Origin of the sequence: Streptomyces drozdowiczii, from assembly GCF_026167665.1 — a bacterium.
Taxonomy (GTDB): Bacteria; Actinomycetota; Actinomycetes; order Streptomycetales; family Streptomycetaceae; genus Streptomyces; species Streptomyces drozdowiczii_A.
Genome location: NZ_CP098740.1, coordinates 6,657,816 through 6,671,783, shown reverse-complemented (window position 1 = coordinate 6,671,783; position 13,968 = coordinate 6,657,816). Strand labels below are relative to the sequence as shown.

The 13,968-nt window shown below is 73.1% G+C and carries 11 protein-coding genes and 2 pseudogenes; 5 read left to right on the top strand and 8 right to left on the bottom strand.

Going from position 1 to position 13,968, the window contains the following annotated elements; genetic code table 11:
• Window positions 1-69: 69 nt before the first annotated feature.
• Window positions 70-2,184 carry a cellulose binding domain-containing protein gene (locus tag NEH16_RS30205; protein WP_265546222.1) on the bottom strand — a complete coding sequence of 705 codons (2,115 nt, stop codon included), beginning with the start codon at window positions 2,182-2,184 and terminating at the stop codon, window positions 70-72.
• A gap of 197 nt (window positions 2,185-2,381) precedes the next feature.
• Here NEH16_RS30205 and NEH16_RS30200 point away from each other — a divergent pair, with 197 nt between their 5' ends.
• Window positions 2,382-2,591: a hypothetical protein gene (locus NEH16_RS30200; protein WP_265546220.1), complete on the top strand. Its 210-nt coding sequence runs from the start codon at window positions 2,382-2,384 to the stop codon at window positions 2,589-2,591.
• Window positions 2,592-2,615: 24 nt separating this feature from the next.
• Entirely contained in the window at window positions 2,616-3,332 is a 717-nt protein-coding gene (locus tag NEH16_RS30195; RefSeq protein WP_265546219.1) for a type 1 glutamine amidotransferase, read from the top strand.
• A gap of 13 nt (window positions 3,333-3,345) precedes the next feature.
• Here NEH16_RS30195 and NEH16_RS30190 read toward each other — a convergent pair whose 3' ends face one another.
• Window positions 3,346-4,137, bottom strand: a complete 792-nt coding sequence (locus tag NEH16_RS30190; RefSeq protein ID WP_265546217.1) for a hypothetical protein — start codon at window positions 4,135-4,137, stop codon at window positions 3,346-3,348.
• Window positions 4,138-4,467: 330 nt separating this feature from the next.
• On the opposite strand from NEH16_RS30190, the gene NEH16_RS30185 reads away from it, so the two are divergent.
• Both NEH16_RS30185 and NEH16_RS30180 read left to right on the top strand, forming a co-directional pair.
• Window positions 4,468-5,388, top strand: a complete 921-nt coding sequence (locus tag NEH16_RS30185) for an alpha/beta hydrolase (protein WP_265546216.1) — start codon at window positions 4,468-4,470, stop codon at window positions 5,386-5,388.
• Window positions 5,389-5,405: 17 nt separating this feature from the next.
• Complete coding sequence (locus NEH16_RS30180) at window positions 5,406-6,101, top strand: 4'-phosphopantetheinyl transferase family protein (protein ID WP_265546214.1); 696 nt, start codon at window positions 5,406-5,408, stop codon at window positions 6,099-6,101.
• Here the strand turns inward: NEH16_RS30180 and NEH16_RS30175 are convergent.
• The 6 genes and pseudogenes from NEH16_RS30175 to NEH16_RS30155 all read right to left on the bottom strand — a co-directional run bounded on the left by NEH16_RS30175 (window position 6,069) and on the right by NEH16_RS30155 (window position 12,123).
• Window positions 6,069-7,741: pseudogene (locus tag NEH16_RS30175) on the bottom strand (dipeptide ABC transporter ATP-binding protein). The gene NEH16_RS30180 and the pseudogene NEH16_RS30175 overlap by 33 nt on opposite strands.
• Window positions 7,738-8,652 carry an ABC transporter permease gene (locus tag NEH16_RS30170; RefSeq protein ID WP_265546212.1) on the bottom strand — a complete coding sequence of 305 codons (915 nt, stop codon included), beginning with the start codon at window positions 8,650-8,652 and terminating at the stop codon, window positions 7,738-7,740. Before NEH16_RS30170 ends, NEH16_RS30175 begins: the two are co-directional and overlap by 4 nt.
• A pseudogene (locus tag NEH16_RS30165) lies at window positions 8,649-9,604 on the bottom strand (ABC transporter permease). Before NEH16_RS30165 ends, NEH16_RS30170 begins: the two are co-directional and overlap by 4 nt.
• Before the next feature lie 2 nt (window positions 9,605-9,606).
• Window positions 9,607-11,238 (bottom strand): ABC transporter substrate-binding protein, encoded by a 1,632-nt coding sequence (locus NEH16_RS30160; protein ID WP_265546209.1) that lies wholly within the window; start codon window positions 11,236-11,238, stop codon window positions 9,607-9,609.
• A 128-nt stretch (window positions 11,239-11,366) separates the two neighbouring features.
• On the bottom strand, window positions 11,367-11,447 hold the full coding sequence (locus tag NEH16_RS33985) for a putative leader peptide (protein ID WP_365677897.1): 81 nt from the start codon (window positions 11,445-11,447) through the stop codon (window positions 11,367-11,369).
• Window positions 11,440-12,123, bottom strand: coding sequence for a response regulator transcription factor (locus tag NEH16_RS30155; RefSeq protein ID WP_073969207.1), 684 nt, complete (start codon window positions 12,121-12,123; stop codon window positions 11,440-11,442). The genes NEH16_RS33985 and NEH16_RS30155 overlap by 8 nt, the downstream gene beginning before the upstream one ends.
• Before the next feature lie 359 nt (window positions 12,124-12,482).
• Here NEH16_RS30155 and NEH16_RS30150 point away from each other — a divergent pair, with 359 nt between their 5' ends.
• Window positions 12,483-13,946 carry an FAD-dependent monooxygenase gene (locus NEH16_RS30150; RefSeq protein WP_265546207.1) on the top strand — a complete coding sequence of 488 codons (1,464 nt, stop codon included), beginning with the start codon at window positions 12,483-12,485 and terminating at the stop codon, window positions 13,944-13,946.
• The last annotated feature ends 22 nt before the right edge of the window (window positions 13,947-13,968 follow it).

Below are 13,968 nucleotides of genomic sequence, written 5' to 3'. Positions count from 1 at the left end.
GAGCCACGCATGTGCGGACCGGGTGACGTACGGGGAGCCCCCGGGCCGGGCGCTCCCCGTACGCGGGCGTCAGCCGCCCGAGCAGACCGCGCCGTTCAGGCGGAAGACGGCCGGGTCGGGGTTGGGGCCGTCGTTGGCGCCGACGAACCCGAAGGAGGCGGTCGAGCCGCCGTCCGGGGCCAGCGGGCCCGCGCCGTCGGGAGCGGTGACCCGCACATGGGAGCCGGTCTGGTGGAACGTGGCGTTCCAGCCGGAGTCCACCGACTGGCCCGTGGTCGGCCAGTCCCAGTCCACCGTCCAGCCCGTGATCGGGGTGGACGCCAGGTTCCGCACGGTCACGGTGGTCACGAAGCCGTTGCCCCAGCTGGAGTCACGGTGGTACGTCACCGAGCAGACCGCGTCCGCCGGGGTGCCGGTGGTGAAGGTCAGGGGCGAGGAGGGGCCGGATGGCCGCCCCGCCGAGTCGGTGGCCAGCACGTTGACCGTGTGGGTGCTGCCCGGTGGCAGGTTCCGGAGGGTGACGGAGGTGCCGGTGGTCTCGCCGATCAGGCGGGTGTGGGCGCCGTCGCGCTCCTGGACCAGGTAGCGGGTCGCGCCCGTCGCACCGTTCCAGGTGAGGCGCGCGGTGGTGTCGGTGACCGCGTCCAGGCGCGGGGCGCCCGGGGTGCTCGCGGCCGAGGCGGCCGGACCGGTGCCGGCCTTCGGTGCGAGGGTCACGGTGAGCAGGCCGTACGGCGGCACCGTGACCCGGGACGCGGACGCGTCGCCGCCGGTGACCTCGGTGATGTCGCTGTCGCCGCGTGCGTAACGGCTGACCTCCGGCGCGGCGGCGGACGGGGTGAAGCCGGCGTAGTCGAGGGCGACGGTCCGGGCGGTGTCCGGGTTCTTGTTGACGAGCATGACGCTCAGCCGGCCGTCGTCGCGGAGCACGGCGTGGGCCGAGACGTCCTGCGCGGAGGACTGGGCGGCGACCATCGTGTCGCCCGCGGTGCCCAGTCGGGCGGTCATCTTCATGCCGTAGTACGGGTGGAACGGCGTGTTGGGCGCCGGTTCGCAGACGTCGCCGGTGCAGGCGCCGCTGGACAGCATGCCCATGTCGCCGTAGTCGGTCTCCCCGTCGACGGTGGTGATCTCGCCCCCGCCGTTGTGGGTGTTCCACCAGTCCACGTTGAACACGCCGTTCTCCAGCGCCGTCATGAACGCGTCGGCGGCGAACAGGCCGTTGGGGCGGGCGGTGAGCCGGGCGCCGCCGGTGTTGGTGTTGATCTCGGTGAGCGCGATCCCGATGCCGGGTGAGCGCGCGCCGGCGGCCCGGTCGATCTGGTTGCGTACCTCGCGGAGTTCACCGGGCAGCTTGGCCAGCCTGGACAGGGCCGCGTCGGCGGTGGTGTCCGAGCCGCCCGCGTACCAGTGGACGCTGACGAAGTCGATGACATCCGCCACCGCCGGGAGCACGGTGTGGTTCCAGTCGCCGGAGTCGCCGTCGCCGACGACGCCGTCCGGCCACTCCCCCGGGCTGGTGAGGACCGCGCCGATCTTGACCGTGGGGTCGACGGCCTTCATCGCGGCCGCGTAGGCGCGCACCTCGCGCGCGTACTCCCGCGGGCTCTTGTCCGCGTGCTCGTCGTTCTCCCAGCCGCTGCCGTAGTGGCCGTTGCCGTAGATCTCGTTGCCGATCTCCCAGTACTTCGCGCCGTACTTCTTGGTGACGTTCGCGTACCTGACCCAGTCGGCCGCCTCCTCCGGGGTGCCGGAACCGTAGTTGGCGATCAGGATCGGCTGCGCCCCGGCGGCGCGGACGGTGCCCATGAAGGCGTCGAAGCCGGTGCCCGGGGCGACGTAGCCGCCGGGTGCCGTGTGGGTCTCCCAGTGGTAGATGTCCGCGTACGACCCTCCCGGGTAGCGCATCGCCCCGACGTCGGCCGCCGTCATCAGGTCCGCCACCTCGGGGTCGTTCATGTGCGCGTCCCAGATGGCGGTGTTGACCCCGCGGGCGGCGCCAGTCAGCGTGCCCAGCGCCGCCTGGGCGTTGACCTGTACGTCGGCGTCGGCGTCGGTGGCGGCCTGCGGTGCGGCGGGGGCCGCGACGGTCAGTGAGGCCAGCACGGCGAGCGACGCGGCGAGGACGGCGGAGGCACGGGCGAGAGGGCGGAAGCCGCGTGGGGGTCTGTGCGTTGGCGCCATGGGGGATCCTCCCTGGGATCTCGGCGGCACGGATGGAGTGGGACAGGGCATGGGAGCGCTCCCATGATGGGGAGAGGTGTGACGCCCTGTCAACGGCCGCGACAGGCAAGGGAATCGCACCGAATGGGGGCTTCCCGAGCGGCCCCGGTCTTCCCTACTGTCGATGATCGGCTCATCCGGACCTTCTGGGAGATCACATGAAGCCTCAGACCTTGTTCTGCTATACGTGCGATTCGGACGAGATGCACCGGCCCCTCACGGAGGAGGAGAAGAGCTGGCTGAGAGGCGAGACGGGGCGCGCGAAGGTGGACGAGTTCTTCATGTGCGAGGCGCCGACGTGCCGCAATGTCCGCAGCGGGTACGTCAAGCGCCCGTTCCATCCCGTCATCCGCATCCCGGTGCCCTGACGGGTACGAGGAGGTTGATGTCCTGTGTCCGTCCTGGTCGTGCAGAACACCGCACGCGGGGGCCCCGGGCGGGTCGGTGCCTGGTTGAGCGCGGCGGGGCTCGGTCTGCGGGTGCTGCGTCCGTACGCCGGTGAGGCGCTGCCCACCGCGCTGGGCGGCCGCCCGCTCGTCGTGCTGGGCGGCGGCTTCCTCCCCGACGACGACGCACGCGCGCCCTGGCTCGCCGCGACCCGCCGCCTGGTCGGGCAGGCGCTGGCGGACGGCACACCGATGCTGGGGATCTGCCTGGGCGGGCAGATGCTCGCCCAGGTGGCGGGCGGGACGGTGCGGGGCGCCTACGGGGAGCCGGAGTTCGGCAGCACGCCCATCCGACTGCGGCCCGAAGCGGTGGACGATCCGCTGTTCTCGGGGCTGGGTGAGACGGTGCCCGCGATCGAGCGGCATGTCGACGCCATCACGCGGCTACCGGCGGGGGCGGTCTGGCTCGCTTCCAGTGACAGCTGCCCGTACCAGGCATTCAGGGTGGGCGAACGGGCCTGGGGCGTGCAGTTCCACCCCGAGGCGGAGGCCGGGAACATCACCGCGTGGGACCGGACCCGGCTGGCCGCCCAGGGCGTCGACCGGGACCGGCTGCACGCTCGGGCCGCGGCCGACGAGGAGGCCGCCGTCGCGGCGTGGTCCGTCTTCACGGGACGGTTCGCGTCCGTGTGCCGTTCCGCGGGGCGGGCGCGTCGGCCGTAGCGGGCAGGTGCGTTCAGCGCTGCTCGTTCGCGTAGACGAACGCCGCGCAGTGCTCGTCCACGTCCTTCCGGCCGTGGCGGGTCCGCAGGGAGAGATCCGAGGCCAGTCTCCGCGCGAGCTCCCGGGCCTCGCCCTGCGGCGCCGCCCCCTCCGCGTACTCAAGAAGCGTGCGCAACGCGTGCAACTCGCCGCTGCGGAAGGCCACCTCGACGACCTCCTGCTCCCCCGCCGCCAGAGCGCTCAGCACACGCTTCCCGTACGCGTCGGCGCGTCGGCTCGCGAACCGGCGCTCATGGTCCCGGAATCGCTTCGCGCCCTCGTAGGTGTCGAAGACCTCGAGCCGCTCCAGCAGCTCCTCCGGCTCCGTGTGCGACGTGCGGTAGAAGGGCCGGTCCTCGCTGCCCACGAAGTCCGGATCCAGTCGGGCCTCGGAGAAGAACGCGGCGACCCGGCCGGGTTCGGGCGTCAGGCCGCCGCCCATCCAGCGGGCGGACTCGTGCAGACTCTGGCCGGAGCCCTCGGGTATGCGGAAGAAGCACCAGCCCGACACACCGCACCACAGCAGCCCCGCGTCCCGGCCCCCGCCGAAGGCCGCCCGGCAGAACCCGCCGGTGAACTCCACGCTTCCTTCCACATCCGCGCCGAAGTCGTCCTGGCTTTCGTCGTCATAGGCCCCGTACGCCGAGATCGCGGCCACGGGCAGGCCCTCGTCCAGGAGTCGGCTCGCCACGGCCGCCATGTAGTGACCGATGGCGGATTCGAGGTCGTCCCTCACCAGCTGCGCGTCTTCCTGATCGTCGGTCACGCCTGTTCTCCCGATTCGGCTCCGGTCGTGGTTCCGCTCAAAGCCGTTCCCCGAGATCGCGCTCGTACACCGCAGCCGCGCTGTCACTGTCCGCGTGCGGCGCCGACTCCTCCGGGAAGGACGGCAATTCGTCCTCCCAGGGGCCCCCGTCGGTGGCGGAGAGGACGAGCACACGCCGACCCGGGCCGTCCGTCGAATCCCTGACGTTCCCCTGACCTGACGGAGGAGGAGTTCTGCGGGAGTCCTGAACCGGCATGCCTTGTCCCGTCCGGCGGGCGCGCCCGATGCTGGAGAGAAGCCCGCGGTGGACCCCGACCAGAACGGGAACGCATGATGCTGACGACCACGGCACGCCCTTCACCGGAGACCGGCGCCCCCGGCCGGCTGTCGCCGGGGGTCCGCAGGATCACCCTCGACGCGGCCGGCGTCCCCCTGTCCGCGCTGCTGAGCGAGCCCGTGGACGGACGTCCGGCGCGGGCGACCGTCGTCGCCCTGCACGGCGGCGGGATGAGCGCCGGATACTTCGACGGGCAGGCCCATCCGGACGTCTCCCTGCTGACGCTCGGCGCCCGCCTCGGCTGCGCCGTGCTCGCACTCGACCGGCCCGGATACGGCGCGTCGGCCCCGTGTCTGCCCGCCGGGCAGTCGTTGCTGGAGCAGGCGGCGACGGTCCGGGCGGCGCTCGCCGACGCGCGGGACCGCCATGTGTCCGCGCCGCTGTTCCTGCTCGCCCACTCCTTCGGCGGCAAGCTCGCCCTCGCTCTCGCCGCCGACGCCCCGGCCGGCGCCTTCGTCGGCCTGGACGTCTCCGGGTGCGGGCACCGGCCGGCCGCCTCCGCCGGGCTGCTCGGCCGCACCACGGCCGCCGGTCTGCGCCGGCTCAACTGGGGTCCGCTGCGGCTCTATCCGGCCGGGACCTTCCGCGAGAGCGGGGCGGTCGTCGCCCCGGTGCCCCGGCGGGAGGCCGAATCGGCGGCGGAGTGGGGCGCATTGTCCCCCCGCCTGCTGCCCCGGGTGCGGGTGCCGGTGCGCTTCACCTTCGCCGAGCACGAGGCGTGGTGGCGTCACGACGACGCGGATCTGGTGGACCTGGCCGCGCAGTTCTCGGCGGCGCCGCGAGTGCTGGTCGACCGGCTTCCCGCGGCCGGGCACAACGTCAGCCTGGGTTCCGCCGCCCGGGCCTACCACCTGCGCGCCCTGGCCTTTCTCGACGAGTGCCTCGACGCCGGCGACCGGGCCGCCGCACGGTGACCGCCGCCCCGGCCCGGGTGAGCGCTCCGCCTCGGGTCCGGCTGCGGACGCTGTCCCTGCCCGCCCCGGGCGAACCTTCCCCGTTTCCCGTCCCTGGCTGCCTCGACGCGGGAGAGCTGGCCCGTGCCGCCGGTTTCGCCGGTCCGCGCGCCCGGCTTCGCTACGTCACCGCCCATGTCGCGCTGCGCGAGGTCCTTGCCGAGTACACCGGTACGGATGCGGCACGGCTGCGGTTCGGGCGCGACCGGCCCGGCGGAACGGGCGGCGGTCCGGGAGGGCGGCCGGTGCTGCTCGGCTTCCCGGACGGGCCGCACTTCTCGCTCTCGCACAGCCACGACCTGATCATGATCGCCGTCGCCGCCCTGCCCGTGGGCGTCGACGTGCAGCGCGTGCCGCGGACCGGCACGGTCGAGGCGCTGCTGCCCCGGCTGCACCCGGCGGAGCGCGCGGGCCTGCTACGCGTCCCCCGGGCCGCGCGGGCAGCCGCCTTCGCCCGGCTGTGGACGCGGAAGGAGGCGTACCTGAAGGGCCTCGGTACGGGCCTCGCGCGCGGTCTGGCCGCCGACTGCCTCCTGGACGGGACGCAGCCGGCCGGCTGGCACGTCCGCGACCTGGCGGCTCCTCCCGGGTACGCGGCGGCGACCGCCGTCGCGTACCCCTCCGCCCCGGAGGCCGGCCCGCTACCCGCCATCCACTGCCCCGGCACGGCGTGAACCGGCCACCGAAGCGAGCAGTTCCCTCGTGTACGGGTGGGAGGGCTTGGCGAACACCCGCGCCACCGGACCCGACTCGACCAACCGGCCGCCCCGCATCACGCCGACGTGGTGGGCGATGCCCCGGACCACGGCGAGGTCGTGCGAAATGAACAGACAGCTCAGCCCCGACTCGTCCTGGAGCTCGGTGAGCAGTTCCAGGATGCGCGCCTGCACCGAGACGTCGAGCGCCGAGACCGGTTCGTCGCACACCACCAGATCGGGGCGCAGCGCCAGCGCGCGGGCGATGGCCACGCGCTGCCGCTGCCCGCCCGACAGCTCCTGCGGGCGCCGCCGGAGGGTGCCGGCCGGAAGCCGTACGCGGTCCAGGAGGGCCGCCGCCTCCCGGGAGCGCCCGGCCCGGTCGCCCACCCGGTACGCGCGCAGGGGCTCGGTGACGATGTCCCCCACCGTGAGGCGCGGGTCGAGGGAGGCGTAGGGGCTCTGGTAGACGATCTGCATGCGGCGCCGCAGCCGGCGCAGCGCCTCCCCGCGCAGCGAGGTGATGTCCTCGCCGTCGAAGTGGACCGTGCCGGAGGTCGGATCGGCGAGGCGGACCAGCAGCCGGGCGGTGGTCGACTTGCCCGAGCCCGACTCCCCCACCAGGGCGAGCGTCTCCCCCGCCGGATGGTCAGGTCCACCGAGTCGACGGCCCGGACGGGCGCCCGGCCACGACGGCCCCGGTGGAACTCCTTCACCAGCCCCCGGGCCACCACCAGGTCCGGTGAGGCCCCCGCGGGCCGGACCGGCGGGGTCCGCTCCCGTACCGAGCCGAGACTCGGCGCGGCACGCAGCAGGTGCCGGGTGACCGTGTGCCGGGGATCGCCCAGCACCGCGTCGACCGTCCCCGATTCGACGATCTCGCCCTCCGACATCACGCCCACGCGCTGGGCGCGGTCGGCGGCGACACCCAGGTCGTGGGTGATGAGCAGCACCGCCGTGCCCGTGCGGGCGACGAGTTCGTCCACATGGTCGAGGAGAGCGCGCTGCACGGTGACGTCGAGCGCGCTGGTGGGCTCGTCGGCGATCAGCAGCTTCGGCCGGGCGGCGAGCGCGATCGCGATGAGCGCCCGCTGGCGCATTCCGCCGGACAGTTCGTGGGGGTACTGCCGGGCCCGCAGGTGCGGCTGGGGCAGGCCCGCCTCGGCGAGCAGTTCGACGGCGCGTTCGGCGGCCTCGCGCCGGCCGGAGGCCAGCTGGTGGATCAGGAGCACTTCACCGATCTGCGGGCCGATGCGGCGCACCGGGTTCAGCGACACCATGGGGTCCTGCGGGACGAAGCCGATGCCCCGGCCGCGGTGGCGGCGCAGCTCCGGTTCGCCGGCTGCGGCGAGGTCGGTCGCGCCGAAGAGGACGCGGCCCGCCGTGACCGTCGCTCCGGGCGGCAGCAGGCCGACGACGGCGTGGGCCGTCGTGGACTTGCCCGAGCCCGAGGCGCCGACCAGGGCCACGACTTCGCCCGGTGCGACGGTGAGGGAGACCCCGCGCACGGCGTCCACCCGGCCCGCCCGCGTGCGGTAGGAGATCCTCAGCCCTTCTATGCCGAGCAGGGGACCGGATTCCCCGGCCGGTCCGGCAGGCGCTGTCAGGGGTCGCGTCATGGGGTGCTCTCCTTCGCCTCGCCGTCGAGGGCGCGGGCGATGCGGTTGGCGGCCAGGACCGTCGCCGCCAGGACGAGTCCGGGCAGGGTGGTCAGCCACCAGGCGGTGGCCAGGTAGTCGCGGCCGCCGGCGACCAGCGACCCCCACTCGGGGGCCGGCGGGCGCGCCCCGTAACCGAGGAACGACAACGACGACACCTGGAGCACGACGCCGCCGAAGTCCACCGCCGCGTAGACGAGGACGGGCCCGGCCGCGTTCGGCAGCACATGGCGTAGCAGCACCGCGTACCACCGGGTGCCACTCGCCCGAGCGGCCTCCACGTACGTGGACCCGGCGACCCGCAGGACCTCGGCCCGCATGATCCGGGCGAACATGGCCACGCTGGTCACCCCGACGGCCACGGCGACCTGCACGGTTCCGAAGCCGAGGGCGGTGACCAGGGCGAGCGAGAGCAGCAGTCCCGGCACGGCGAGGAGTACGTCGGTGAACCGCATCAGCACACTGTCGGCCCACCCGCCGGCCGCGCCGGCCACCAGCCCGGTCAGCGACCCCGCCACCAGACCGACGAAGACGGCGAGCGCGGTCGCCCGCAGGGTGAGGGAGCTGCCGTGCACCAGCCGGGTGAACAGATCACGGCCGAGCTGGTCGGTGCCCAGGAGGTGTTCCCCGCCGGGCGGCCGGAGCCGGTCGGCGGGCACCCCGGCCAGCGGATCGCGGCCGGTGAACAGGGCGGGGTGGAGCGCGGCGAGCAGGACCAGGGCGAGGAACACGACGGACAGGACGAGTCCGGGCCGGGCGAGCCAGAACCCGGCGGTCCGGCGCAGCCGCGCGGGCGCTTCCCGCGGTGCGCCGTCGAAGGGCGTGCCGGGCGCGGTGACCGGGCCGTCGGGGGACGTACCGAGTGCGCTCATGCGGCCACCGCCGTCGGGCCCGTCGCCGTGAGCCGCGGGTCGAACACCGGGTGCAGGAGGTCCACGGCCAGGTTGGCCAGGACGAAGGCGCACGCGCCGGACACCACGAGCCCCTGGACGACGGGGATGTCCTGCGCGGACACGGCGGTCGCCGTCAGGCGGCCGATCCCGTTGCGGGAGAAGACGGTCTCCACCACCACGGAGCCCGCCAGCACCTGGCCGACCAGCACCCCGACGACGGTCAGCGGCGCGAGCGCCGCGTTGCGGGCCGCGTGGGACAAGTGGACCCGGAGCCGGCTCGCCCCCTTGGCGACGGCCGTGCCGATGTACGGCTCGGCGAGTGCGGTGCGCAGGCTCTTCGCGAAGACCTGGGCGATCAGCGCGGCCGCCGGCAGCGCCAGCGTCACCGCCGGCAGCAGCAGCGAGGCGGCGCTCCCGTCCCCGAAGGCCGGCAACAGCCCCAGCGGAAGGAGAGGAACTGGATGAGCACCAGGCCGGTCCAGAAGGTGGGGGCGGCCACCCCCGCCGACGGGAGCGACAGCAGGAGCTGCGCCGCCCAGCGTCGGCGGGTGTAGGTGCCGGCCAGGGCGACCCCGGCCCCGAGCGGCAGGGCCAGGGCCAGCGTGGCCGCCGTGAGCTCCAGGGTCGCGGGGGCCGCGTCCGCGATCATCCGCCCGACCGGTTCGCCGGTGTGGACGGAGGCGCCGAAGTCCCCGTGCAGGGCGTGCCCGAGCCGTGTCGCGTACTGCTCCGCCACCGGCCGGTCGAGACCGTACCGGGTGCGCAGCGAAGCGAGTTGTTCCGGGGTTGCGGAGGTGCTGTCCCCGCCCCCGGCGGCCATGACGGTCACGGGGTCGCCGGGCAGCAGGTACAGCACACCGAAGGACAGGGTGTAGGCGGCCCAGAGGACGAACACGGCCTGGGCGAGCCGGCGCACGATGTACGTGGTCATGATCAGGACAGCCACGCGTCGTGGAACTGCGGGTAGGACGTCGAGTCCAGGGTCAGGCCGTGCACCTTCTCGCCGATTCCGTAGACGCTCGCCATCTCGAACACGGGGATCTGGTAGCCCTGTTCGAGCACCCGGCGCTGCGCGGTCGCGACCAGGGCGGCCCGCTTCTCCGGGTCGATCGCGGCGGCCTGCGCGTCCAGTGAGTTCTCCAGCCGGGGGTCGTCGATGCGGCCGAGGTTGAGCAGTTTGCCGGAGAAGGCGGTGCGCAGGATGTCGGGGTCGTTGCGGGTGCCGTTGCCCCAGGCCAGGTCGTAGTCGCCGGCGCCGCGCGCCTGCTGGTAGTCCGGCAGGGAGAGCAGCGTGAGGGTGAGGCCGATCCCGGTCTTGCGCAGCTGCTGCTGGATCAGTTCCAGAACGGTCTGGTTGGGCCCGAAGTTCGCGCCCAGGATCACCTTCAGGTTCAGCTTCTTGCCGTTCTTCACCCGGATGCCGTCCGGGCCGGGTACCCAGCCGGCCGCGTCCAGCGTCCTTCTGGTCTTCTCCGGATCGTGGGCGAGCAGCGCGCTGTTGTCGGCGTACGCGCCCGTGCTGCTGGACAGCGCGCTGGTCGCGGGGAGGTAGCTGGGGCTGAGGACGGTCTTCACGACCTCGTCCCGGTCCACGGCCGACTGGAGGGCGCGCCGCACGGCCGGGTCCTTCGTCAGCGGCCGCGCGGTGTTGACGCTGAGCGCGACGGGGACACCGGGGTTGGGCCGGTCGAGGACGCTCACCCCGCGCCCCGCGAGGGTCTCCTGGTCCTGTGGCGCCACGCCGGCGATCGCGTCGACCTGTCCGGAGTTCAGGCTCCCGCCGCGTACACCGGCCTCGGGGACGACTCGGAAGGTGAGCTTGTCCAGATAGGCGGATCCGGAGTGCTTCCAGAGCGGGGAGCCCCACTGGTAGCCGTCGCGCCTGGTCAGCTCCACCGAGGTGTTAGGGGTGTAGCCGTCGAGGGTGAACGGCCCGGAGCCGATCAGTTTGGCGGTGCAGCGCCGGTCTGCGGGGAGTTTCAGACTGGCGGGGGCGAGGAGCCCCAGCGTCGCTGTCGACGTCGCCTGGAGGAACTGCTCGTTGGGCCCCTTGAAGGTGACCTTGGCGGTGTACCGGTCGACGACCTCGGTGCTGCGGTAGCCCTGGAGGTAGCCGGCGCCGAGCATCGACTTGGCGCCCAGGGCGGCGACGGCGTCCAGGTTGGCCTTGACCGCCTTGGCGTCGAGCGGGGTGCCGTCGGCGAAGGTGGCGTCCGTGCGCAGGCTGAAGGTGAACTGCGAGGCGTCGGCCGAGACCTGCCACGAGCGCGCGATCCACGGCACGATCTGGCCGGTGCTCGGGTTCTGGTCGGTGAGCGAGTCCACGAAGGCGCGGGCCGCGTAGAGGGCGTCGGTGGTGGTGGCCTGGTGCGGGTCGACGCAGCCGGGGTCGGCCGCCATCGCGAACCTGAGGTGGCCGCCGGAGCGCGGCGTGGACGCCGCCTTGCCGGAGGACCCGGATGCTCCGGAGCAGGCCGTCGCGGTGAGCGGGAGGACGAGCGCGGCGGCGAGGGCGGCCGCCGGGGAGCCCGCGAAGAGGCGCGAGGGCACGGGACGTCTGGACATGAAGGTACGACTCCGGGTGAGCGAGAGCGGAAAGGAGGGGCCGGTCGCGTACGGCCGAACCGGCTTGTGCGCACGGGCGTCGAGGGCCTGCGTGGGAGACGCGTGCCCGTGCGTGGTGCGGGAGGGGGTCAGTGACCCGGACAGAGGAAGCCGGCGAGGCGTTGCAGATCGATGTGCCGACGGGTCGTCAGCGGTACCCGCTCAGACACGGCCCATCCTGAAGCCGACACCGCGGACGGTGATGATCCAGTCGGGTGAGCCGAGCTTGGAGCGGACCGCGCTCACATGGGTGTCGATCGTGCGGCTGGCCCGGCCGCCGGGGACATGACGTCCCGGGAACCCCCACACCGCGGCCATCAGGGAGGCCCTGGAGTGCACGGTGTGGGGCTCCGACGCGAGCCTGTGGAGCAGGTCGAACTCCTTGAGGGTGAGGCCGATCAGCCGGCCGTTGAGCCGCACCTCCCGCGTCTCCGGATCGATGCACAGCGAACCGTGCGCGATCGCCGCCGCCCGCGTGCTCCGTGCCGTCACCGGGCGGGAGCGCCTGAGTACGGCATCGATGCGGGCGAGGAGCTCACGGAATCCGTACGGCTTCGCCATGCAGTCGTCGCAGCCCGCCTGAAGGCACAGGATGCGGTCGAGTTTCATCCCTGCATCCGTGAAAGCGATGATGGGAATATCGCTGTTCGCCCGGACGGTCCGGCAGACTTCCAGGCCATCGATGTCGGGCAGGAGGAGATCGATCAGAACGAGGTCGAACTTCGCGTGCTTTTCCAGAGCTTCGGCGCCCGTCGCGCAGATCTCCACGTCGTACCCGTGACGCTTCAGCTGGGCACTCAACGTGTTTCCGTTCGACCTGTCGGAATCAACGACCAGGACGCGCATCAATTCCCCCGTTCCATGGTGCGGGCGCAGCACCGAAGTTGCGCGCCTCAGGCTAGACACCCGGCCAGGCACCTGACTGTGAGCGGGGTCACAGGAAGCGGTCCGAGGGGGCGTCCTGCACCTTCCTGAACAGGGATTTGTACTTCCCCTGACATTTCCTTGGCGCCGGCCGCGCAGTCGACGCGGCGCCGGGCTTTTCCCCACCGCGGAAATGTCAGACATCCACGCCGGCGACTTGACGAACGCTTGACATCTCCTTGCGCAGGACCTTGATATTTCCGCCTTGAAAACAAAAAGTGCGGCGGCCGAGGATGTTTCACGTCAGCAGGAATCGAACGGACCTTCAGTCGGGAGACTCCATGGATGCTTCGGTCATCATTGTCGGAGCGGGACCGGCAGGACTCGTACTCGCCGGTGAATTACGCCTGGCCGGAATCGACGTCGTCGTGGTCGAACGCCTTTCCCGGCGTACCGGGGAATCGCGGGGACTGGGTTTCACCATCCGTACGACGGAAAGTCTCGACCAGCGTGGCCTGTTGTCCCGGTTCGGCGAACTGGACACCAGCACCCGGGGCCACTTCGGCGGCATCCCGCTGGACCTGGCCGTCCTCGGCGGCGCGCATTCCGCCGCCCGCGGCATCCCGCAGTCGGTCACCGAGACGGTCCTGGAGGGCTGGGCGCGGGAACTGGGCGCCGACATCAGGCGCGGCCATGAGTTCCTGTCGCTCCAGGACACCGGCGACGCGGTCTCCGTACGCGTCGGGGCGGGCGACCGGGAAACCACGCTCACCGCGCGCTATCTCGTCGCGGCGGACGGCGGACGCAGCGCGGTCCGCAAGGCGGCCGGTTTCGACTTCCCCGGTACCGAGGCCACCACGGAACTGCTGCTCGCCGACATCAGGGGCGTGGACGTGGATGCCCGGGCGACCGGGCAGAGCCTCGCCGGGGGGATGGTCATGGCCGCCCCGCTCGGCGACGGCCTGCACCGCGTCATCGTCGGCGAACGCGGCGCCCTGCCGGGGCGGCGCACCGGGCCGCCCTCCTTCCAGGAGGTCGCCGACGTGTGGAAGCGGCTCACGGGCGGCGACATCTCGGGGGCCGAAGCGGTGTGGGTGTCCGCGTTCACCGACGCCACCCGTCAGGCGTCCGAGTACCGGCGGGGCCGGGTGCTGCTGACCGGGGACGCGGCCCACATCCACCTGCCGGCCGGCGGACAGGGCATGAACACCTCCATCCAGGACTCGTTCAACCTCGGCTGGAAGCTCGCCGCCGTCCTGCGCGGGACGGCTCCCGCCACCCTGCTCGACACCTACCACTCGGAACGCCACCGGGTGGGGCGGCAGCTGCTGGCCAACACCCGCGCGCAGAGCCTCCTCATCCTCGGCGGCGACGACGTGCAACCGCTGCGGGACGTCCTGTCCGAACTCCTGCCGTACGACGAGGTGGCCCGCCATCTCGCCGCCAAGGTCAGCGGGACCGACATCCGGTACGACGTCGGCGCGGGCTCCCACCCGTTGCTCGGCGCCCGCCTGCCCCGGCTGGAACTGACCACCCGGGCCGGGCGCACCAGCTCCACCGCCCTGCTCCGCTCCGGCCGGGGGGTGCTGCTCGACCTCACGGACAACCCCTGGCCGCGCCGCAGGGCCGCCCGCTGGCGGGACCGGATCGACGTGGTCACCGGCACCCCGCACGGCCCCGTGCCCGCCGGGCTCGCCGGCACCACCGCGGTCCTGCTGCGCCCGGACGGCTACGTCGCCTGGGCCGCCCCGGGCAGCCACCACGACCTGCCCACCGCGCTGGACCGCTGGTTCGGCCCGGCCTGACCACGACCGCTCTCAGAGAGGC

Coding starts and splice junctions, on each gene's coding strand:
- NEH16_RS30205 (WP_265546222.1), bottom strand. CDS start 2,184: ATGGCGCCAACGCACAGACCCCCACGCGGCTTCCGCCCTCTCGCCCGT.
- NEH16_RS30200 (WP_265546220.1), top strand. CDS start 2,382: ATGAAGCCTCAGACCTTGTTCTGCTATACGTGCGATTCGGACGAGATG.
- NEH16_RS30185 (WP_265546216.1), top strand. CDS start 4,468: ATGATGCTGACGACCACGGCACGCCCTTCACCGGAGACCGGCGCCCCC.
- NEH16_RS30170 (WP_265546212.1), bottom strand. CDS start 8,652: ATGAGCGCACTCGGTACGTCCCCCGACGGCCCGGTCACCGCGCCCGGC.
- NEH16_RS30160 (WP_265546209.1), bottom strand. CDS start 11,238: ATGTCCAGACGTCCCGTGCCCTCGCGCCTCTTCGCGGGCTCCCCGGCG.
- NEH16_RS30155 (WP_073969207.1), bottom strand. CDS start 12,123: ATGCGCGTCCTGGTCGTTGATTCCGACAGGTCGAACGGAAACACGTTG.
- NEH16_RS30150 (WP_265546207.1), top strand. CDS start 12,483: ATGGATGCTTCGGTCATCATTGTCGGAGCGGGACCGGCAGGACTCGTA.